Origin of the sequence: Pseudomonas fluorescens (assembly GCF_018614655.1) — a bacterium.
GTDB classification, from domain to species: Bacteria; Pseudomonadota; Gammaproteobacteria; order Pseudomonadales; family Pseudomonadaceae; genus Aquipseudomonas; species Aquipseudomonas fluorescens_BX.
This window is the reverse complement of the sequence record NZ_JAGGOG010000005.1, coordinates 137,355-158,048: the sequence shown is the minus strand read 5'-3', so window position 1 is coordinate 158,048 and position 20,694 is coordinate 137,355. Positions and strand designations below refer to the sequence as shown.

The 20,694-nt window shown below is 61.4% G+C and carries 16 protein-coding genes; 11 read left to right on the top strand and 5 right to left on the bottom strand.

Annotation, left to right across the window (positions count from 1 at the left end):
- Positions 1 to 163: 163 nt before the first annotated feature.
- Positions 164 to 1,153 carry a GntR family transcriptional regulator gene (locus tag J7E41_RS08465; protein WP_214991673.1) on the bottom strand — a complete coding sequence of 330 codons (990 nt, stop codon included), beginning with the start codon at positions 1,151 to 1,153 and terminating at the stop codon, positions 164 to 166.
- A 345-nt stretch (positions 1,154 to 1,498) separates the two neighbouring features.
- On the opposite strand from J7E41_RS08465, the gene J7E41_RS08460 reads away from it, so the two are divergent.
- The 9 genes from J7E41_RS08460 (at position 1,499) to J7E41_RS08420 (ending at position 12,089) form a co-directional block, all read left to right on the top strand.
- The gene (locus tag J7E41_RS08460) at positions 1,499 to 2,842 is read left to right on the top strand and encodes an amidase (protein ID WP_214991671.1); all 1,344 of its coding nucleotides are present in this window, start codon (positions 1,499 to 1,501) and stop codon (positions 2,840 to 2,842) included.
- Between the two features lie 11 nt (positions 2,843 to 2,853).
- On the top strand, positions 2,854 to 3,732 hold the full coding sequence (locus J7E41_RS08455; RefSeq protein ID WP_003234086.1) for a polysaccharide deacetylase family protein: 879 nt from the start codon (positions 2,854 to 2,856) through the stop codon (positions 3,730 to 3,732).
- A gap of 157 nt (positions 3,733 to 3,889) precedes the next feature.
- Positions 3,890 to 5,230 carry an MFS transporter gene (locus J7E41_RS08450; protein WP_214991669.1) on the top strand — a complete coding sequence of 447 codons (1,341 nt, stop codon included), beginning with the start codon at positions 3,890 to 3,892 and terminating at the stop codon, positions 5,228 to 5,230.
- A gap of 12 nt (positions 5,231 to 5,242) precedes the next feature.
- Positions 5,243 to 6,004 carry an SDR family NAD(P)-dependent oxidoreductase gene (locus J7E41_RS08445; protein WP_214991667.1) on the top strand — a complete coding sequence of 254 codons (762 nt, stop codon included), beginning with the start codon at positions 5,243 to 5,245 and terminating at the stop codon, positions 6,002 to 6,004.
- Positions 6,005 to 6,162: 158 nt separating this feature from the next.
- A complete protein-coding gene (locus tag J7E41_RS08440) occupies positions 6,163 to 6,912 on the top strand; it encodes an SDR family NAD(P)-dependent oxidoreductase (protein WP_214991665.1) in 750 nt (249 codons plus the stop codon).
- 14 nt (positions 6,913 to 6,926) lie between these two features.
- A complete protein-coding gene (locus J7E41_RS08435; protein ID WP_169356195.1) occupies positions 6,927 to 7,226 on the top strand; it encodes a hypothetical protein in 300 nt (99 codons plus the stop codon).
- Positions 7,227 to 7,395: 169 nt separating this feature from the next.
- Complete coding sequence (locus tag J7E41_RS08430) at positions 7,396 to 8,370, top strand: CobW family GTP-binding protein (RefSeq protein ID WP_214991663.1); 975 nt, start codon at positions 7,396 to 7,398, stop codon at positions 8,368 to 8,370.
- On the top strand, positions 8,367 to 9,539 hold the full coding sequence (locus tag J7E41_RS08425) for an ABC transporter substrate-binding protein (protein WP_214991661.1): 1,173 nt from the start codon (positions 8,367 to 8,369) through the stop codon (positions 9,537 to 9,539). The genes J7E41_RS08430 and J7E41_RS08425 overlap by 4 nt, the downstream gene beginning before the upstream one ends.
- Before the next feature lie 195 nt (positions 9,540 to 9,734).
- Entirely contained in the window at positions 9,735 to 12,089 is a 2,355-nt protein-coding gene (locus tag J7E41_RS08420; RefSeq protein WP_214991659.1) for a putative bifunctional diguanylate cyclase/phosphodiesterase, read from the top strand.
- A gap of 453 nt (positions 12,090 to 12,542) precedes the next feature.
- On the opposite strand, the gene J7E41_RS08415 is transcribed toward J7E41_RS08420, so the two are convergent.
- Positions 12,543 to 14,954, bottom strand: coding sequence for a glucose/quinate/shikimate family membrane-bound PQQ-dependent dehydrogenase (locus J7E41_RS08415; protein ID WP_214991657.1), 2,412 nt, complete (start codon positions 14,952 to 14,954; stop codon positions 12,543 to 12,545).
- Positions 14,955 to 15,566: 612 nt separating this feature from the next.
- On the bottom strand, positions 15,567 to 17,597 hold the full coding sequence (locus J7E41_RS08410; RefSeq protein WP_214991655.1) for a TonB-dependent receptor: 2,031 nt from the start codon (positions 17,595 to 17,597) through the stop codon (positions 15,567 to 15,569).
- A 263-nt stretch (positions 17,598 to 17,860) separates the two neighbouring features.
- Between J7E41_RS08410 and J7E41_RS08405 the strand changes: the two genes are divergently transcribed.
- Together J7E41_RS08405 and J7E41_RS08400 are read left to right on the top strand one after the other, a co-directional pair.
- The gene (locus tag J7E41_RS08405) at positions 17,861 to 18,094 is read left to right on the top strand and encodes a VF530 family DNA-binding protein (protein ID WP_214991653.1); all 234 of its coding nucleotides are present in this window, start codon (positions 17,861 to 17,863) and stop codon (positions 18,092 to 18,094) included.
- Between the two features lie 4 nt (positions 18,095 to 18,098).
- Positions 18,099 to 18,737 (top strand): Pr6Pr family membrane protein, encoded by a 639-nt coding sequence (locus J7E41_RS08400; protein ID WP_435304114.1) that lies wholly within the window; start codon positions 18,099 to 18,101, stop codon positions 18,735 to 18,737.
- Positions 18,738 to 19,129: 392 nt separating this feature from the next.
- Here the strand turns inward: J7E41_RS08400 and J7E41_RS08395 are convergent, their stop codons facing one another.
- Entirely contained in the window at positions 19,130 to 19,906 is a 777-nt protein-coding gene (locus tag J7E41_RS08395; RefSeq protein ID WP_214991651.1) for a siderophore-interacting protein, read from the bottom strand.
- Entirely contained in the window at positions 19,903 to 20,475 is a 573-nt protein-coding gene (locus tag J7E41_RS08390) for a PadR family transcriptional regulator (protein WP_214991649.1), read from the bottom strand. Before J7E41_RS08390 ends, J7E41_RS08395 begins: the two co-directional genes overlap by 4 nt.
- Positions 20,476 to 20,694 lie beyond the last annotated feature (219 nt).

Here is a 20,694-nt window from a genome sequence, read left to right as displayed (position 1 = left end):
AATGGCCGGGATCAGTTAGCAACAAATTGCATGATATTCGCCACGCCACAATTCCCTTGTGGGAGCGGGCTTGCTCGCGAAGGCGGAATGTCAGTCAAATGTGTATCAACTGACACTCCGCCTTCGCGAGCAAGCCCGCTCCCACATTTTGGAGTGTGTGTACTCAGCTGATTTTGCTGAGGTAGCCCGGCAATGGTTGTTCTGGCAACACCGACAGCACCTTCAATCGCTGCAACATCCGTTGCCGTGCCCGTTGCAGGTGTTCGCGCAGGTTCATCGCCGCCGCATCGATGGCGCCATGCAGCAGCAACTCCAGGATCAAGCGGTGCTCGGCCAGCATCGCCGGATCTGCGCCGATACCCAGCAGGCGGTAGAAAATCCGGCTGATGATCATCGGGCTCTGCCCTTGGCGGATCAGCGCGGCGATCTTGCGGTTTTGCATGCCGGCCAGGCAGTGCTGGTGCAGGTCGTCTTCAATCTGTTCGATTTCTTCCAGGCTGCAATGGGCACTGTTTTGCGCGTCGAGTACCCGCTGCAACATGGCTTCCAGCACTTCACGCGCCAGGTTCGGTGCGCTCTGGCGCAAGGCTTCCGGCTCCAGGCAGGCGCGTAGTTCGTAGTCTTCGGTGATTTCGCGGGCGGTCAGTGGCCCGGCCAGCCATTGGGAATACGGCTCTTTTTCCACCAGGCCGCGATCCCGCAGGCGCATCAGCGCTTCACGTACCACCGCGCGGCTGACACCGTAGTGTTCGGCGGCGGCTTGCTCGTCCAGACGGTAGTGGCCGAAGGCGATGCAGGTAGAGAGCGCCGCGCCAATTTCCTCGACGATTCGCTCGCCCAATGGCCGAGTGTCCACCAGTTCATCACCACCGTTGAGGCCCAGGTGCGCATGGCTCAAGGGGAGGCGCAATGGCTCCAGCGCCAGGCCGTTCGGGCTGATCAGATAACCCCGGCCCTCAAAACGGCAGATAAGCCCTTCCTTGTGCAGCAGGTCCAGGGCTTTGCGCACCGGCACCCGGCTGGTACCGAACAACTCGGCCAAGGGGGCTTCCAGCAGCACCAGGCCATGGCGGGCGGTGCCGTTGACGATGGCGTCACGCAAGACCTGGCGGATCATCGCGTAACGGGAAGCCGAGGCTGACACTGCTTTCATCGGGTTCTCTAGAGCAGGGGGACGATGGCCGGGGATTCTCTCATAGATATCCCTGTCACTCTGCGCCACGTGAGTGGCACTTTTTTGGGGCCATCAAGAGGTGAATGTTACTTTTTTGCACCAAGATGGATTTATTAACAAAAGATACATTATTTCATTCTAGGACAGCGTCGACGCATCGGTGGATTTTTCTTCCAGCGATGTAAACCCATCTAGCCCGTGTATCTACGCCAGAGTTGGGGCTCCAAGTGTGAGCAGTGCGCCGTCCTGACGATGAGGCTGGCACGAATGCTGCCTTTATAAAACGTACATTTTATTAATATGTACGTTTTTAGGGGGCCTTTCATGTCAGACGCCACTTCATTGGCCGAGGATTTCGCCTGCGGTCGCAGTGATCCGGTACAAGTGTTGGAGCAGGCACTGGCCCAGGCCGCCCACGTTGCGGGGGTATTTACCTCGCTGACCGCCGAACGCGCCCTGCGCGAAGCCGAAGCTGCCGCCGCCCGCTGGCGTGCAGGCCAACCGTTGAGTGTATTCGATGGTGTACCGCTGGCTTGGAAAGATCTGTTTGATGTTGCCGGCAGTGTGACGACGGCGGGCGCCGCCTATCGTCGCCAGGCGCCGGCTGCCTTGCTGGACGCCCCAATCGTTAGCCAGTTATGCCGCGCCGGCATGGTCAGCATGGGCAAGACCAACCTCAGCGAGCTGGCGTATTCGGGCCTGGGCCTGAACCCGCATTTCGGCACGCCCCACAACCCGTATGGCACTGACCAACCGCGTATTCCCGGCGGCTCGTCCTCAGGTTCGGCGGTCGCTGTGGCGGCCGGTATCGTGCCGATTGCCATGGGCACCGACACCGCAGGTTCGATCCGCATTCCCGCCGCTTTCAACGGCCTGGTTGGCTACCGCAGCAGTTGCCGACGCTACAGTCGCGACGGCGTGTTTCCCCTGGCCCACACCCTCGACAGCCTCGGCCCGCTGACCCGCAGTGTGCGTGACGCGCTGGCCATTGATGACTTGCTCAATGGCCGTGACCAGCGCCAGCCACGTCCGGCCCGCAGCCTGAAGGGCCAGCGGTTTCAGGTTGAACAAAGCGTGCTGGAAGACGCCCGGGTCGAACAGAGCGTGCGCGATAACCTGCACCGTTCTATCGATCGGTTGAAGGCCGCCGGTGCGCTGATCGATGTCCGTCCCTCGAAGACCTTTCAAGCCACTCTGGACCTGATCCGGCATCAAGGCTGGCTGGGTTCTTTCGAAGCCTTTGCCTTACACGAAGCGTTGCTCGACAGCCCCGACGCGGAGCAACTGGACCCTCGCGTACGCCGCCGCCTTGAAGCCGCGCGCACGTTACCTGCCAGCCAACTGCTGGGCCTGTATGACGCTCGCCGCCGCCTGCAACAGCAACTGATCGACGAACTCGACGGCGCCATCCTCATCACCCCAACCGTAGCCCACGTCGCCCCGGCCCTGGCACCGCTGGAAGCCGACGATCAACTGTTCGTCAGCACCAACCTCGCCACCCTGCGCCTGACCATGCCCGGCAGTCTGCTGGACATGCCCGGCGTGACCCTGCCCAGCGGCCGCGATGCCCTGGGCCTGCCCACCGGTCTGCTGCTCAGCGCCCCCAGCGGCGAAGACGCACGGCTGTTAAGAGCCGCGCTCTCGGTTGAAACCGTACCTATCCAATAAGGAGACACATCATGGCTAAAGATATCCTCTGTGCATTTGGCGTCGACGTCGACGCAGTCGCCGGCTGGCTCGGTTCCTACGGCGGCGAAGATTCCCCGGACGATATTTCCCGTGGCCTGTTCGCCGGTGAAATCGGCGCGCCACGTCTGCTGAAACTGTTCGAACGCTACGGCCTGCGCACCACCTGGTTTATCCCCGGCCACTCGATGGAAACCTTCCCCGAGCAAATGAAGGCCGTGGCCGACGCCGGCCATGAAATCGGCGTGCACGGCTACAGCCACGAAAACCCCATCGCCATGACGGCCGAGCAGGAAGAAATCGTCCTCGACAAGTCTATCGAGCTGATCACCCAGGTCACCGGCAAACGGCCCACCGGTTACGTGGCGCCATGGTGGGAGTTCAGCAAAGTCACCAACGAGCTGCTGCTGAAAAAAGGCATCAAGTACGACCACAGCCTGATGCACAACGACTTCCATCCCTACTACGTGCGCAAGGGCGACAGCTGGACCAAGATCGACTACAGCCAGCACCCCGACACCTGGATGAAACCCCTGGTGCGCGGCGAAGAAACCGACCTGGTGGAGATCCCGGCCAACTGGTACCTCGATGACCTGCCACCGATGATGTTCATCAAAAAGGCTCCCAACAGCCACGGCTTCGTCAACCCGCGCCACCTCGAAGAAATGTGGCGCGACCAGTTCGACTGGGTCTACCGCGAACACGAACACGCGGTGTTCACCATGACCATCCACCCCGACGTGTCCGGTCGCCCGCAAGTGCTGCTGATGCTTGAACGGCTGATCGAGCACATCCAGAGCCATGCCGGCGTGCGCTTCGTCACCTTCGACGAAATCGCCGACGACTTCATCCGCCGCCAGCCCCGTACCTGACCCAACCCCTCCCTGTAGGAGCGAGCTTGCTCGCGAAAATCGTTAACGATGACGCGGGCATCCCGGATGAACGCGGTGATCTTGAGTTTTTCGCGAGCAAGCTCGCTCCTACAGGGGACGACCGTACCTGACCCTTTGCTCCCTCGAGGCGCGACTCATGTCTATCTACAACACGCTTGACCTGACTGGCTGGAAACCCCGGCAACTGACGCCCAAGGAAGTGCGTTTCGCCACCTGGATCGCATTTTTCGCCTGGGTGTTTGCGGTGTATGACTTCATCCTCTTCGGCACTTTGCTGCCGGAAATCGGCCGGCATTTCGGCTGGGGTGAAGTGGAGCAAGCTGAGATCGCCACCTGGGTGGCCGTCGGTACGGCCGTGGTGGCGTTGGCCATCGGGCCATTGGTAGACAAGCTCGGTCGGCGCAAAGGGATTATTTTCACGGTTGCGGGCTCGGCCATCTGTTCGGCACTGACCGCCATCGGCGGTGCGTGGGGCAAGTCGCCGCTGATCTTTATCCGGTCGTTGGGCGGCCTGGGGTATGCCGAGGAAACGGTCAACGCCACGTACCTGAGCGAACTGTACGCCGCCTCCGATGACCCGAAACTGGCCAAACGGCGTGGCTTTATCTACAGCCTGGTGCAGGGCGGCTGGCCGGTGGGCGCGTTGATCGCGGCGGGGTTGACCGCGCTGTTGCTGCCGATCATTGGCTGGCAGGGTTGCTTCGTGTTTGCGGCGATCCCGGCGATTGTGATCGCGATCATGGCCCGCAAGCTCAAGGAGAGCCCGCAATTCCAGATCCACCAGCGCATCGGCGAACTGCGTAAAAGCGGTGCGGTGGCACAGGCGCAAAGCGTCGCCGTGACCTACGGCGTGGACTATGACGAACACAGCAAGGCTGGCCTCAAAGCCGCATTTCGTGGCCCGGCACGGCGCGCGACGTTGGTGATCGGCGCGGCGATTCTGCTCAACTGGGCGGCGATTCAGGTGTTCAGTGTGCTGGGCACGTCGGTGATCGTCAGCGTGCACCACATCTCGTTCGAGAACTCGCTGATCATCTTGGTGCTGTCGAACCTGGTGGGTTACTGCGGTTACCTGTGCCACGGCTGGATGGGCGACAAGATCGGCCGACGCAATGTGATTGGCCTGGGGTGGATGCTCGGTGGTCTGTCGTTTGCCGGGATGCTTTATGGCCCGAGCAACATGCCGATGGTGGTCGGGCTCTACAGCCTGGGTTTGTTCTTCCTGATCGGGCCGTACTCGGCGGCGCTGTTTTTCATCAGTGAAAGTTTCCCCACCAGTATCCGCGCCACCGGCGGCGCGATCATTCATGCCATGGGGCCGATTGGGGCCGTGGTTGCAGGTTTCGGTGCCACGTCGGTGTTGTCTGCCGGCGGCGATTGGCAGACCTCTGCCCTGTATTTCGGCGCACTGCCGTGCTTTCTCTCCGGTGCGCTGATGTTTGCCGCGCGCCATGTGCGCCCTGAAACCGTCAAGTAAGGAGTCCCGTTGATGAGTCGTAAAGTTGCCTTGATTACCGGTGCTGCCAGCGGCATCGGCCAGGCCCTCGCGGTGGCCTATGCCCGTAGCGGTGTGGCGGTGGTGGGCGGTTATTACCCGGCCGATCCTCATGACCCGCATCAGACCGTTGCGCGGGTGGAGCAGGCCGGCGGCGAATGCTTGATGCTGCCGTTGGACGTGGGCGATACCGCGTCTGTGGATAACCTGGCTGCCCAGGCGATCCAGCACTTTGGTCGTCTCGATTACGCAGTGGCCAACGCCGGCCTGCTGCGCCGAGCACCGCTGCTGGAGATGACCGATGAGTTATGGAACGAGATGCTCAATGTCGACCTGACGGGGGTGATGCGCACCTTCCGCGCGGCGACCCGGCATATGCGTGAAGGTGGAGCGCTGGTGGCGATCTCGTCGATTGCCGGTGGGGTGTATGGCTGGCAGGAGCACTCACACTATGCGGCGGCCAAGGCCGGAGTGCCGGGGTTGTGCCGGTCGCTGGCGGTAGAGTTGGCGCCGCTGGGGATTCGTTGCAACGCGGTGATTCCGGGGTTGATTGAAACGCCGCAGTCGCTGGATGCGAAGAACTCCCTGGGGCCTGAGGGTTTGGCGAAAGCGGCGCGGGCGATTCCGCTGGGCCGAGTTGGGCGAGCGGATGAAGTGGCGTCTTTGGTGCGGTTTTTGACCAGTGAAGAGTCGAGTTACCTGACGGGGCAGAGCATTGTGATTGATGGCGGGCTGACCGTGCGCTGGCCGGATTGATCCCAGCTTTAAGCCGGACTCGGTCCCAATGTGGGAGCGGGCTTGCTCGCGAAAGCGGTGGGTCAGTTGATACATATTTGACTGACACTCCGTATTCGCGAGCAAGCCCGCTCCCACATTTGACCGCGTTCGTCGTTTGATTATTTGAGGAGTTCACCATGCCCCAACTCACCACCCGCCGTGCCGTCATCACCGGCGCCGCCAGCGGCATCGGAGCCGCCATCGCCCGCGCTTATGCCGTCGAAGGCGCACGCCTGATATTGGCCGACCGCGACGCCACCCGCCTGGCCGAAACCACCCAAGCCTGCCGCGCGTTGGGCGCCGAAGTCTTCGAATGCGTGGCCGATGTCGGCACCGTCGAAGGCGCCCGGGCCAGCGTTGATGCGTGCGTCGCGCATTACGGTGGCATCGACATCCTGGTCAACAACGCCGGCATGTTGACCCAGGCCCGTTGTGTCGACCTGAGCATCGAAATGTGGAACGACATGCTGCGCGTCGACCTCACCAGTGTCTTCGTCGCCAGCCAGCGGGCCCTGCCGCATATGCTCGCGCAGCGCTGGGGCCGCATTATCAACGTCGCCTCGCAACTGGGCATCAAGGGCGGCGCCGAATTGACCCATTACGCAGCCGCCAAGGCCGGCGTGATTGGCTTCACCAAATCATTGGCCCTTGAAGTGGCCAAGGACAACGTATTGGTCAACGCCATCGCCCCCGGCCCGATTGAAACGCCCTTGGTCGGCGGCATCAGCGACACCTGGAAGCGCGCCAAATCTGCCGAGTTGCCCCTGGGCCGTTTTGGCCTGGCGGACGAAGTTGCCCCCACCGCCGTGCTGCTCGCCAGTGAACCTGGCGGCAACCTGTTCGTCGGCCAGACCCTTGGCCCGAACTCCGGCGACGTCATGCCATGAGTGAGCAATAAATTATGTGTGGACTCTGCGGACTGTTGGGCGAAGACCTGCACTGGAGCGACCCTCTGGGCGATGAATTGCCCCGTCGCCGCGAGCGCCTGCGCCGGATCGCAGCGATCAATCAGGTGCTGGCGGTGTTCCGGCTCAAGGTCGAGGACTTCCAGGGCGCGTCCTATCTGCTGTTGGGGGCCACCGGCAAGCAGGAACTGGCCAGCGGCCTGGATCAGCTGTGGCGAGCAGCGGAAACCATGCTCGGCCGACCGTTGGATCCGCTGGACCCGACACTGCTCGATCATCTGGAACAATCCTTGTAGCCGCTGCCGGGGCCGTGTCGATCACCTGGCGACTGCTGAAGGTCCTTCGGCCCTTATCGCAGCCTCGTGCCTCGGCAACGGCTACAACGGGCCAAATGTATGACCTGACAGGACTCTTGCCTGGTGACGCGCAAGACGGTATCTACAAGGTCGATAGGGAGTTAAGAATATGAGCATTGCCCTCAACGTCATCACCGGCTTCCTCGGCAGCGGCAAGACCACCCTGCTCAAGCGCCTGCTGCAAGGCGAAAGCCTGGGCGATACCGCGCTGTTGATCAACGAGTTCGGCGACGTCGGCATTGATCATTTGCTGGTGGAGGAAGTTGCTCCAGATACGGTGCTGCTGCCCAGCGGTTGTGTCTGCTGCTCCATTCGCGGTGAGTTGAAAGACGCCTTGCTCGGTCTGCTGCAACGTCGCGACCGGGGCGAGATTCCCGCCTTCAAACGGGTGATCCTGGAAACTACCGGGCTGGCCGATCCGGCCCCGATCCTCGCCACCTTGAACAACGACGTGCAACTGCGCGGGCGCTTTCATATCGGCTTGGTGATCACGCTGGTGGACGCCAGCCACGCAGCACTGCAAGAGCGCCTGCACCCGGAGTGGCTGGCGCAAGTGGCAGCGGCTGATCGCCTGTTGTTGAGCAAGACCGATCGGGTGGAGGACTGCGAACCGCTGCGCGAACGTTTGCAGGCGCTGAACGCCGGCACGCCGATCCTCAATACCCATGAGATCGACAGCGGCGATCAATTGCTGCTAGGCGAAGGCCTGCGCAGTGCCGAACCCGCGGCCGAAGTGAGCCGCTGGAAACTCCATCAAACCACCACCGCCACCCATGGCGCGGCGCAAGTCTGCTGCCTGACCTTCGACCAGCCGCTGGACTGGGTGGGGTTCGGGGTCTGGCTCTCGATGCTGTTAAGATGCCATGGCGAACGCATTCTTCGCGTCAAAGGACTGCTCAACGTGAACGCCAGCCAAGCTCCCATCGTCATTCATGGCGTGCAGCACTGCCTGCATGCGCCGGTCCACTTGCCTGCCTGGCCGGGTACCGATCGGCAGTCGCGCCTGGTGTTTATCTTGCGGGGCCTTGACCCGGCGTTGCTGCGCCGCTCCTTTGATGTGTTCTCCCGCAGGTTCAACTCATGATTACGTTGCGGGTGCTGGGGACGTCGGTGACGTTGCTTGAGTGTTTGCGCGTACGCGCCGAACAGGAACTGGGGATTCGCCTGGTCTATCAAGTGCACGACGTCGAAAAGGCCCAGCGCATTGCGGTGATGCAGCCCGAAAGCTACGACCTGTACGACCAGTGGTTTCACAACGTTGACTTCGTGTGGCCGGCACGGGCGATCCAGCCTATCGACACCCAGCGCATCGCCCTGTGGCATGAAATCAATAACCTGCCCAAGTGTGGCCGCTTGTCCGCCAACGACCGCCTGGGCGGCGGCAGCGTGCCCAGCGAACGCTTGTTCGTGCAACACGACGGCAGCCTCGGCAGCACCGTCACCCACCGCATCAGCATGCTGCCCTTGACCCACAACGCCGACAGCTTTGCCTACCGCCCCGAGCGCCTTCCCGACGGTTTCAGCCCGGCCAACGAAAGCTGGGGCTGGTTGCTGGATCCTGCCTGGAGTGCCCGCACTGCGCTACAAAGCGACGCGGCCATCGGTGCCCTCGACGCGGCGCTGGCGGTTCAGGGCGCAGGACTGGCCACCTTCAAGGACATCGGCAACATGAGCATCGAGGAGATCGATGTGCTGGCCGACATCCTGGTACGCAAGCAGAAGGAAGGGCACTTTGCAGCGTTCTGGTCCGATGACGAAGAAGCGGCGCAATTGATGCTCAGCCCCCATGTCGATATCCAGAGCCTGTGGTCGCCGACCTTGATGCGCCTGCACCGCGCCGGGGTCAAATACCGTTTGGCGGTGCCTCGGGAAGGTTATCGCGCCTGGTTCGGCGGCTTGTCCCTGTCGCGCCATGCCCAGGGCCGGGTGCTGGATGCCGCCTACGCCTACCTCAACTGGTGGCTGTCCGGTTGGCCGGGCGCGGTGATGGCCCGCCAGGGTTACTACATTGGCAACCCGGCCCGCACTCGCGACCACCTGAGCAGCGCCGAATGGGATTACTGGTACGCCGGCAAGCCGGCCCGCGAAGAACTGCTGGGCAGCGACGGCCTGCCGTTGATCGATATTGGCGAAGTGCGCGACGGCGGCTCCTACGAGCAGCGCATGGGCCATATTGCCGTGTGGAACTCGGTGATGGATGAGCACAACTACCTGGTGCGGCGTTGGGGTGATGTCATGCGGGCAAGAAGTTAGGCACCACAAAAAAATACCGCCATTTTAATGACAGTCGACGTCCAGTTTTTATTGCGTGTGCTTCTGCTCAACCAAGGCTAATCTGAAAAATCCAAGTGTCCTTCCTGGAAGGGCATTTTTTTGACGCCGGGTTCAGTTGTTGCGAGGGACGCAGATGACCAAGGGGATTTTCGGCTCATTGAAAAGGGCGTGGGCATGAAATGGCGCCATACCTTCCAGGCGCGGATTGCCGGCGTGCTGGCGCTGTTGTTGGTGGTGGTAGTGGGCGCGGTGTACTTCGCGATGAAGACCGCCACCTACCATGCCATGGAAAAGCAGGCGCAGGTGCAACTGGAAACCGGTAGCCGGGTGTTCGAGCGGTTGCTGGAGCTGCGGGGCCGACGCCTGCAATATGGCCTTGACTGGCTGACAGTGGACGCGCAGTTTCGCCGCGCTGTCGCGGGTGGCCAATCGGCGCCGATTCTCGCCGCGCTGCGTCGGCACGGCACGGGCATTCGCGCCAGTGAGGTGTTTGTGCTGGGCCTTGGTGGCCAGGTCATCGCCAGTACCTTGCCTGCCGTCCTTGGGGGCCGAGCCTTTCCCTACACCGATGCGTTGCGCGAGGCTCGGCGCAGCGCCTTGCACACATTGATTGTGACCCTCGACGGCCATCCCTTCCTGCTGGTGCAGGATGAAGTCCTCGACCCGCAGCCCATCGCCCGGGTGGTGATGGGGTTTCGCATGGACGATATCTTCGCCAGCGAACTGCGCACCATGAGCAACCTCGAAGTGTCGTTCATGAGCCAGCAGGACCGGCAGCCGGGCGAACTGTTCAGCACCCAGCCCCCTGCGTACTGGGAGGCGATCATCAGCGCCATGCAGAATTCGCTGCATGACTCGGCGCAAAACCCGAGCGCACACATGAGCGTTCTGGGCGGTCAGCGTTTTCTCAACCAGGCCCTGCAACTGGCCAACACCGATGACAGTGACCGCAACCCGGTGCAGGTGCTGCTGCAAAGCCCCCTGGACCATTCACTGCAATCCTTCGCGCCCCTTGATGGGCAGTTTCTCGGCATTGCCTTGGCGGCGTTGGCGGTGTCGTTGGTGGGCGTGTTGTTCATGGCGCGGCGGGTCTCGCGCCCGCTCAATACGTTGGTGCGGGCCGCCGAGCGTATTGGTGCCGGTGATTACCACACGCCGGTGGTGGTGCGCCGTCGGGATGAGTTCGGCCTGCTGGCCCATGCGTTCAATGCCATGCAAAGCGGCATTGCCGTGCGCGAGCAACAGCTGGCCCACAACGCCTTGCATGATCCGTTGACGGGCCTGCCCAACCGCGCGCTGGCCATGGAGCGTCTGGGCAGTGCGATCAGCGCCGGCCGGCCGGTGGTGTTGCTGTACCTGGGGATTGAAAACTACCGGCTGATCAACGAAGGCTTTGGTCCCCAAGGGGTGGAAGCGATGCTGCGCGAGGCCAGCCGTTGTTTGTTGTGCAGCCTGTCGGCCAGCGATACCGCGGCGCGGATCACCGGCACGGAGTTTTTGCTGCTGCTGGAAAACACCCAGATCGACCGCGCCGTGGCTCGGGCCGACCGTTTGTATGGGCTGCTGACGGAGCCCCTGCACATTGGCGGTGATGAGCTCAGGCATGAAGTGAGCATCGGTATCGCCGCTTATCCTGCTGATGGACAACACGTCGAAGAACTGATCAGCCGTGCGTCCATTGCTCGCCACGATGCTGCGGCGTTGCCCGGTTATTTGCAGATTTATCAGCAGGACCGTGACCTGGCCCACCAACGCCAGATCACCCTGATCCGGGATCTGCGCCGGGCAGCGGTGGAGAACGAATTGTTCCTGTGTTACCAACCCAAGCTCGACCTGCACCACGGCCACGTGCGCCAGGCCGAGGCATTGTTGCGTTGGCAGCACCCGACCCTGGGGCTGGTCTCACCGTCCGAATTCATTCCCTTGGCTGAACGCACCGGCAGTATTGGTAGCTTGACCCAATGGGTGATTGAGGAAGCTATTCGCCAATTGGCTGAGTGGGATGTACGGGGGTGGCAAGTGCAACTGTCGGTGAACATCTCGGTGGATGACTTGAGTGATGACAGCCTGGCCACCCGTGTCACTGAACGGCTGGCACACTACGGTGTATCTGCGCAGCAATTGGTGTTTGAAATCACCGAGAGCGCAATCATGCATAACCCCCAGCAGGCCCTGCGTGTGCTGGAGCAACTGCGCGGTTGTGGCATCAGCCTGTCGGTGGACGACTTTGGCACCGGATACTCATCCCTCGCACAACTTCAGCGCCTGCCGGTGCAGGAACTGAAGATCGACAAGTCCTTCGTGCGCAACCTCGACAGCGCCAGCGGCGATGGGGTGATCGTGCGTTCCACGATTGAAATGAGCCACAACCTGGGGCTCAAGGTGGTGGCTGAGGGCGTGGAGTTCGAGCCCAGCCTGAAACTGCTGAAGCTGTGGAAGTGCGACACCGCCCAAGGCTATCTGATCAGTCGGCCATTGAATGCCATGGCATTCGAGATGTGGATGCGTCGAGAGCGGGCGCTGGTGTGAAACACCGCTCCCTGTAGCCGCTGGCGCAGCCTGCGATCGGCTGCGCAGCAGTCGCCAGTCTCTCAACCGTTGAAGGTCCTGCGGCCCTTATCGCAGCCTCGTGCCTCGGCAGCGGCTACAACGGGCCGAATGCATGAGCCGAGATTGGCGCTTGCCCGATGACGGGCACCATCCTCTGTAGCCGCTGGCGTAGCCTGCGATCGGCTGCGCAGCAGTCGCCAGTCTCTCAACCGTTGAAGGTCCTGCGGCCCTTATCGCAGCCTCGTGCCTCGGCAGCGGCTACAACGGGCCGAATGCATGAGCCGAGATTGGCGCTTGCCTGATGACGGTATCGACAGAAATCGGCCCCCTGCGCAATTGTATAAATACCTATGTCAGGACGGAGACAAGGGCCGTGGGCAAAAAAAAGCGGCTACCTTCCGGTAGCCGCTTCTTCTGACTGCTGGCGGTGAGTTAATCCGGCAGTTTGAACGCCATCACGTAGTCACCCTGTTTGGTACCCAGGGAACCGTGACCGCCGGCCATGACCAGCACGTATTGCTTGCCGTCCTTGCCGGTGTAGGTCATCGGTGTGGTTTGAGCGCCTGCTGGCAGGCGACCTTCCCACAACTGCTTGCCGTTTTTCACGTCATAGGCGCGCAGGTACTGATCGAGGGTACCGCTGAGGAAGGACACGCCACCGGCGGTGGTGAAAGTCCCGCCCAGGCTTGGGACGCCCATGGTCAGGGGGATTGGAACCGGCGAGCTGTCACGTACGGTGCCGTTTTTGTGCATCCAGATGGTTTTGTGGTTGGTCAGGTCGACCGCTGCCACGTAACCCCAGGCCGGTGCCTGGCACGGCAGGCCCAGTGGCGAGAGCATCGCTTCCAGGACCACGCCATACGGAGTGCCTTTGTTTGGCTGCACACCTTCGGTTTCGCTAACCCGCGGGCCTTGCTCGGCGATTTTTTCCGCCGGGATCAACTTGGACTTGAACGCCATGTAGCTCGGGTTGACGAAGGCGATCTGGCGTACCGGGTCAACCGAAATGCCGCCCCAGTCGAACACACCAAAGTTGCCTGGATAGACGATCGAGCCTTGCAGCGATGGTGGGGTGAACGGGCCGTCGTAGCGCAGGGACTTGAAGTCGATCCGGCAGAGCATCTGGTCGAACGGGGTCACGCCCCACATGTCACGCTCCTTGAGGGGCGGTGGCATCAGGTTGAGGTCGGACTTGGGCTGGGTCGGCGAGGTACGATCGCCAGCCACTGCGCCTTGCGGCACCGGTATTTCATGGATCGGAATCACCGGCTCGCCGGTTGCACGGTCCAGCACATAGATGCTGCCTTGCTTGGTCGAGGTCATCACGGCTTGTTTCACGCCGTCAGCGGTCTTGATGTCGATCAGACTTGGCTGGCCGCCCACGTCCATGTCCCACAGGTCATGGTGCGTGAACTGGTAGTGCCAGCGCACTTTACCGGTGTCGATGTCCAACGCGGTCAGGCCGGCGGCGTGCAGTTCCGAAGCGTCGGTGCGGTAGCCGCCGAACTGATCCGGGGTCTGGTTGCCCATCGGCAGGTAGAGAATGCCGAGCTTTTCATCCACGGCGAACATCGACCACATGTTGGGCGAGTTGCGGGTGTAGGTCTTGCCTTCGGCAATCGGCGTAGTGTCGTCCGGGTTGCCGCTGTCCCAGTTCCACACCAGCTTGCCGGTGTGTACGTCGAACGCACGGATCACGCCGCTTGGTTCGTCGGTGGAGACGTTATCGGTCACGTGACCGCCAATGACCACCAGGTTCTTGGTGACGGCGGGTGGCGAGGTGGAGTAGTAGCCACCTGGTGCGAAGGTGCCGATGTTGGCGCCCAGGTCGACCTGGCCTTTGTCGCCGAAGTCTTCGCACATCTTGCCGGTGTCGGCGTTCAGGGCGATCAGGCGGGTGTCGGCGGTCGGCAGGAAGATCCGGCGTGGGCAGGCGTTGGCGGCCGGAGCAGCGGCGTCGGTGGCCGGGCTCTGCTCGGTGGCGGCGTAGGCGGCGTCATCGTGGTACGACACGCCACGGCAGGTCATGTGCGCCCAACCCTTGAAGTTCTCGGCTTTTTGCGTCGAGAGCTTCGGATCGAAACGCCAGATTTCCTTGCCGGTGTCCGGGTCAAGGGCAATCACCTGGCTGTGCGGCGTGCACACGTAGAGCATGCCGTTGACTTTCAGCGGGGTGTTTTCCGCGGTGGTTTCACCGGGATCACCTGGGCCAGGCAAGTCGCCGGTGCGGTAGGTCCACGCCGGTACCAGCGTGTGGGCGTTTTGCGGGGTGATCTGCGCCAGTGGCGAGTAACGGTCACCGAATGCCGAACGACCGTAGGAGTTCCAGTCGCCATCGGGTTGGGCCGGAGCGGCGTTGGTCATGCCCGGAACCGCATCGCGGTCGAGCTGGCCTTTGATTTCACCCGGAGTGGTGAACTGGCTGGCAACGGCAGCAGCACCAGCCAGGACCACGGCCACGCTCAGTGCGCCAGTGCCCAGAGGGGCAGATTGACCACGCAGCAACGGACGGCGGAACCATGGGAGCAGCATGACGATGCCAAGGGCGAACAACAGTGCCAGGCGTGGCACCAACTGCCACCAGTCCAGGCCGACTTCCCACAAGGCCCAGACGGTGCTGGCAAACAGCACCACTGCATACAGGCCCAGCGCCGCACGGCGCGTAGCCAGCAGCAGGACACCGGTCAAGGTGATGCCGAGACCGGCCAGCAGGTAGTACAGCGACCCGCCGAGCATACTCAGCTTGATCCCCCCGGCCAGCAAGGCCAGGCCCATTATCAGCAGCAAGATCCCCAGCAGCCTGGGCAGCAGGCGGCTTGGGCTTGAAGCACCATCAGTGCTCATAGTGTTGTTCTCCGTGACGTTTAATGTAGTCCCGCGCTTGTTCACTGTAGATGACGATCCGGCGCGGGCTTGGTTCAGCTGCAAAAGTGTTGTTTTTTTTCGGCCATGCGACCTGTGTGTAGAGACGTCGTTTATCCAGGTGCGCCACTGTTGCAAAGACAGCGCTGTCTATAGGGCTGCGAATAGTCTTCAGGGGATGACATCGACAGGGATAAACCGCGTTCTAAGGAAGTGGGACAACAGCTCCCCGGTGTGATCGGGCCAAGGGCGAGAACACAGCAAGTCGGGGACGGATTGGGAGTGAAACGTTTCAGGTCATTGCTGACAAGGATAAAGCCACTCGTCGAGGAGAGAAAGGGGCATTCGCAAGATGGATCGTTTCGTATTTGGTAACAGTGGGGCTGGGACACCCGAGCTTGAGGCTGCGGTTTCTTGTGGCGAGCGGGCTTGCCCGCGTTGGGCTGCGAAGCAGCCCCAATAAGATCGCTGAGTTTTTTCAGATAGACCGACGTAGCAGGTTTTAGGGCTGCTTCGCAGCCCAACGGGGGCAAGCCCCCTCGCCACAACAAGCCTGCCCACCACAATGGATTTTTGTTGCCCGCAAGGTCTGCGTCAGAAGGTAGTACGCAACCCGAACTCCACACTGCGTCCCGGCGCCGGCGCGATGTCCCGCAGGATCGAGCTGGCATAACGCACGGTCTGGTTGGTCAGGTTTTCGCCGTTGACGAAGGCCAGCCATTGGCTGCCCCCGACGTTGAAACGATAGCCGGCACTGGCGCCCAGGGTGGTGTAGCCGTTGGTGCCGCTTTCGTTATCGGGCACGCGGCCTTGGCCTGCCGCGTGCTCGACGTCGATCCGCGCCTGCCAGCGGTCCAGTTCCCACAGCAGGCCGCAGTTCAAGCGCAGCGGAGCAATGCGTGGCAAGGCTTCGCCGGTGTCCAGGTTAGTGGCACGGGTGTAGTCGCCTGACAGTTCCAGGGCGAACTTGCCGTAGGCGCCTTCGCCCAGCTTCCAGTGATCCTGGGCTTCAAAGCCGGCGAAACGGGCGCGCACTCCGGAGTATGTGTATTCAGGGATGCCGCTGGCGTCCTCTTCGCCCTCGTCATTCAAGGTTCGACCACTGCCCAGCAGGCCGATGTAGTTGGAGAAGTGGCTGTAGAACACACCAACACTGCCCTTATGGGTGCCATTGTCAAAGCGCAGGGCCAGGTCGCTGGACACGGCTTTTTCCTTCGACAGCTTGGCGTCGCCCAGTTCATAGGTGCCGGTGGCGACGTGAGCGCCGTTGGCGTACAGCTCGTAGAAGGTCGGGGCGCGTTCGGTGTAGCCCAGGGTTGCGGCCAGGGACCAGATCGGTGTCAGGGTATAGACCGCCCCGGACGACAAGCTGCCGGCGGTGAAGTTGTTGGACTTGTCGGCATTGGCGAAGCGCTCGTTGCCCTTGGCGTCCGGGTCGACGGTGGTGTGTTCCAGGCGTGCGCCCAGGCTCAGTTTCAGGCGCTCGGTGGCCTGCATTTCTTCGAGGATAAACAGCGCGCCGGCATTGGTGTCGGTCTTCGGCACGAAGGCCTCTTCACCCAGGGCCGAAAACTCGTTGCGGGTTACTTGGGCGCCCACTACGCCGTCGAACGGCCCCAATGGCTGATGCCGCGCCTCAATACGGGCTTCATAACCCTTGTTCTTGAATGTGGTGCCGGTCTCGCCACCTTCGATTTCCCGGTGCTCGTAGTCGGTGTAGCCAGCGTCGAGTTTCACCGAGGTGAAGGGGCCTTGCAGGTTACGGATCTCGGACGCGAAGGCGTAGTGATCCTGCTTCATGCGAATCCGCACGTCCTCCTCAGCGGGTGAGCCGTAGTTGCTGTCGTAGTTGCTGTAGGACAGACCGGCGTAACCGTCATCCCAAGTGTAGGAACCACCGACTGCGCCACCGTCCTGCCGGCCGTCGCTGTTTCCCAGACGACCGCGCTTGCCGTCGCCGTTTTCGCTTTCAGCTGCGTGACGGCTGCGGGCGAAGCCGGGGATTTTCAGGTCGTTGAATTCCCGGGCATTGGCGTCCAGGTGCAGGGCGAACGTGCCGTTGCCGGCTTCCAGTTTGCCGGCGCTGCTGCGGGTGGTTGCGGCGCCGCCGTAGCGCAGTTCACCGGCGCCGTGGATGCCTTCGATCGCCTCGGTGGGAATACGATTGTCGAAGGTATTGACCACCCCACCGATGGCGCTACCACCGTAGAGCAGGGCGGCCGGGCCGCGAACGATTTCGATGCGGTCGACATTGATCGGGTCCAGTGGCACGGCGTGGTCATAGGACAGCGACGAAGCATCCAGTGCGCCGACGCCATTGCGTAGAATCCGAATGCGGTCGCCGTCCTGGCCCCGGATGATCGGGCGGCTGGCGCCAGGGCCGAAGTAGGACGACGACACGCCCGGCTGCTTGTTCAGGGTTTCGCCGAGGCTGCCTTTTTGTTGCAGGGTCAGGTCATCGCCTTCCAGTACGGTGGTCGGCGAGGCGAGTTGCTCGCTTCCCAGTGGGTTGCCGGTGATCACTTGAGGTTGCAGCTCCAGCGCTTGAGCCTGGGAGCTGATCAGCAGAGCGGCGGCCAGCGGAGTGAGGTGCCATAGCAGTGGGCGAGAAGGGAAGAGAGACATCGGTCATTCCTTGGAGGGCGCACAACAGGGCGCCTTGAGTCAAAAAGAGAAGGCTGAACGCGGTAACGAAAGCGATACCTTTGATAATTGTCGTTACAATATAACATCTCTTTTTTCTCTGGGAAGGGGAACTTTCCCCAGATCCCTGCCTCGGCAGCGGCTACAGGTTTGTGTGGCTATAGTGAAGGCACTGCTTCCACCCGCGTGGCCCCTCGGCTAAGGTGCGCGGCTTCTTCTTCAATTTTTGGCAAAAAAGGCCCGGCATGAGCGCAACAAACAACGACCCTTTGCACGGCGTCACCCTGGAACAAGTACTCACCGCGCTGGTGGCTCACTACCAATGGGAAGGGTTGGCCGAGCGCATCAACATCCGCTGTTTTTCCAGCGATCCGAGCATCAAGTCGAGCCTGTCGTTCTTGCGCAAGACGCCATGGGCGCGGGAAAAAGTCGAAGGGCTGTACGTCAAGCTGATGCCCACCAAACGTCCTCAGGATTGATGATATGGGCGGCAGGTTGCGTGGGTATGTGACGGTAACGGCACTGGCCGGCTGGGCGGGCCTGGCGATTCAGCAGTACCTGATTTTCTATTCGCGCTGGACCTTGGACGCCAGTTTACTGGGCGGCTTGGTGAGTTTTTTCAGCTTCTTCACGGTACTCACCAATACTCTGGCGGTGGTGGTGTTGAGCTATGCATTAGTGAGTCGTCCTTCAGCCGGGCGACGGTTTTTCCTGCAGCCGGCCGTCGGCAGCGGGGTTGCCGTGAGCATCGTCGTGGTGGGGCTGGCCTACAGCTTGCTGCTGCGGCATTTGTGGAGCCCTCAGGGGTTCCAGTTTATCGCCGACGAACTGCTCCACGACGTGATGCCGTTGCTGTTTCTTGGCTATTGGTGGTTCTGTGTACCCAAGGGCAGGTTGCGGTTCGCGCACATTGGCCTGTGGGTGATCTACCCATTGGTGTACTTCGCCTATGTGCTGCTGCGCGGGCATTTGCTGGGGCAGTATCAATATCCGTTTATTGACGTGGATACCTTGGGTTATCCACAGGTGTTCGTGAATGCCGGAGGGATATTGGTGGGATTTGTGGTGATTGCCTTGGCGATTGTCGGGTTGGACAAACTCGTCAAATCACCGCAGGGATAATGTGGGAGCGGGCTTGCTCGCGAAAGCGGTGGGTCAGTCGACTTATTCGGTGGCTGACACTACGCATTCGCGAGCAAGCCCGCTCCCACACAAGCCCGCTCTTATCAAACTTAAAATAACTTACTGATTTTAAAGGGTTAAAATTTCACCCTAAAGTCTTGAGTCCTGCATAAACAATTTCAGGCGACCGCATTCTTGTGGCGAGCGGGCTTGTCCCGCGTTGGGCTGCGCAGCAGCCCCAAAACCAGGCGCAGAGGAGTGCCTGATACACCGCATTCGTCTTCATCAGGAGCGCTTCGCACCCCAACGCGGGACAAGCCCGCTCGCCACAGAGGTCCCAGTTTGCTACGCGACAGCGCTACGTCGAAGAGGTAGTGGGACCTTCCACAGATCTATTCCTCGTCGCTGCCGTCCGCACGCCAGTAACCCACGGCCTTGACGAAGCTGTCATCGAGCTTATGGGTATCGAGCAGTACCCGGCGAACCTGGCGCGACAACTTGGTCTCGGTTGCCACCCACGCATAGAGTGAGCCGCCCGGAACCTGCAACTGCTGCACAGTCGTCAGCAAGTCATCCACCCCACGCAGCACCCAAATCACCTCGACATCCGCCGCACTCTCCAGCGTCTGTTTTTCTGCCGCGTTCGTCACTTCAATCACCGCCAGCACGTTACGCCCGGCCGGCAATTCTTCCAGGCGTCGGGCAATGGCGGGCAGGGCGGTTTCATCGCCGATCAGCAGGTAGCTGTCGAAGATATCCGGCACAACCATCGAGCCACGGGGCCCGCCGATGTACAGGTGTTGGCCCACGGCGGCCTGTTCAGCCCATGTGGATGCAGGGCCATCACCATGGAGTACGAAGTCGATGTCCAGCTCGCCGATGGCCAGGTCGAAACGTCGCGGCGTGTAGTCGCGCATCGCTGGCTGGGGGCCGTCACCCTTGATACTGAACGTCGGGCTTTCCAACGCGGCTTGTTCGGCGGCGCTCTGTGGGAACAGCAGCTTGATGTGATCGTCGCTGCCCAGGCTGATAAACCCGGCCAACTGCTCGCCGCCCAGGGTGATGCGGCGCATGCGCGGAGTGATGTCGACCACCCGCAGCACATCCAGGCGACGGCGCTTGATTTCATGCATGACGCGGTGGATTTCCAACTTGTTGGGCTCACTCATTGGGTTTGCTCCGATGAAGGTTGCACGGCCGGGCCGTCAACAATGGCTTTGGCGGTGTTATTAAGCAGCGCACTGACCCGACGGATTTCTTCCGCACTCCAGCGCCCGTGGTGCAACTGCAGGGCATGGCGCAGGTTGTGCACTGCCTCGTGAATTTCCGGAGGCCGATCGTGACCACGCAGAGAGCGTTTGCTGACGTCAATGCGCATGCGCACGCCGTCCAGGGCAACCGATTGCTCACTTAAGAAGAGACGTCCGGCGTCGGTGATTGTGTAGCGTTTTTTTCCGCCTTCGGCGTCTCCGCTGATCAATTCGCTTTCTTCCAGAAACGTCAGCGTGGGGTAGATCACCCCGGGGCTGGGGCTGTAGGCACCGTCGAACAGACCTTCGATCTGGCGGATCAGGTCGTAGCCGTGGCAGGGCTGTTCGGCGATCAGCGCCGGCAACAGCAGTTTCAAATCGCCAGGGGCAAAGACTCGCGGGCCACGGCCGCCGCGTTCGCGGCCTGGGCGTTTCTCGAAGCCGTCGCGGCCGTCACCGGGGTCACGGTGGGAATGATGGTCTCTCATTATCGTGCTCTTTGTGTGTGGTTTAGACATAACGTAAGATATATCTTATGACTTGAGCAAGGCCTCCTGACGAACGGCAAGGCCCGGGGCGGGAATCGGCGCGGGTGCATTCTTAATGTCATCGACCACCGAAATTAGTTGACAAAACTTATAATAAAACTTAATTGGGTTATGGAGTAACTGCTCTAATTTGTTCGGATAATTAATCAAGGGGTGGTA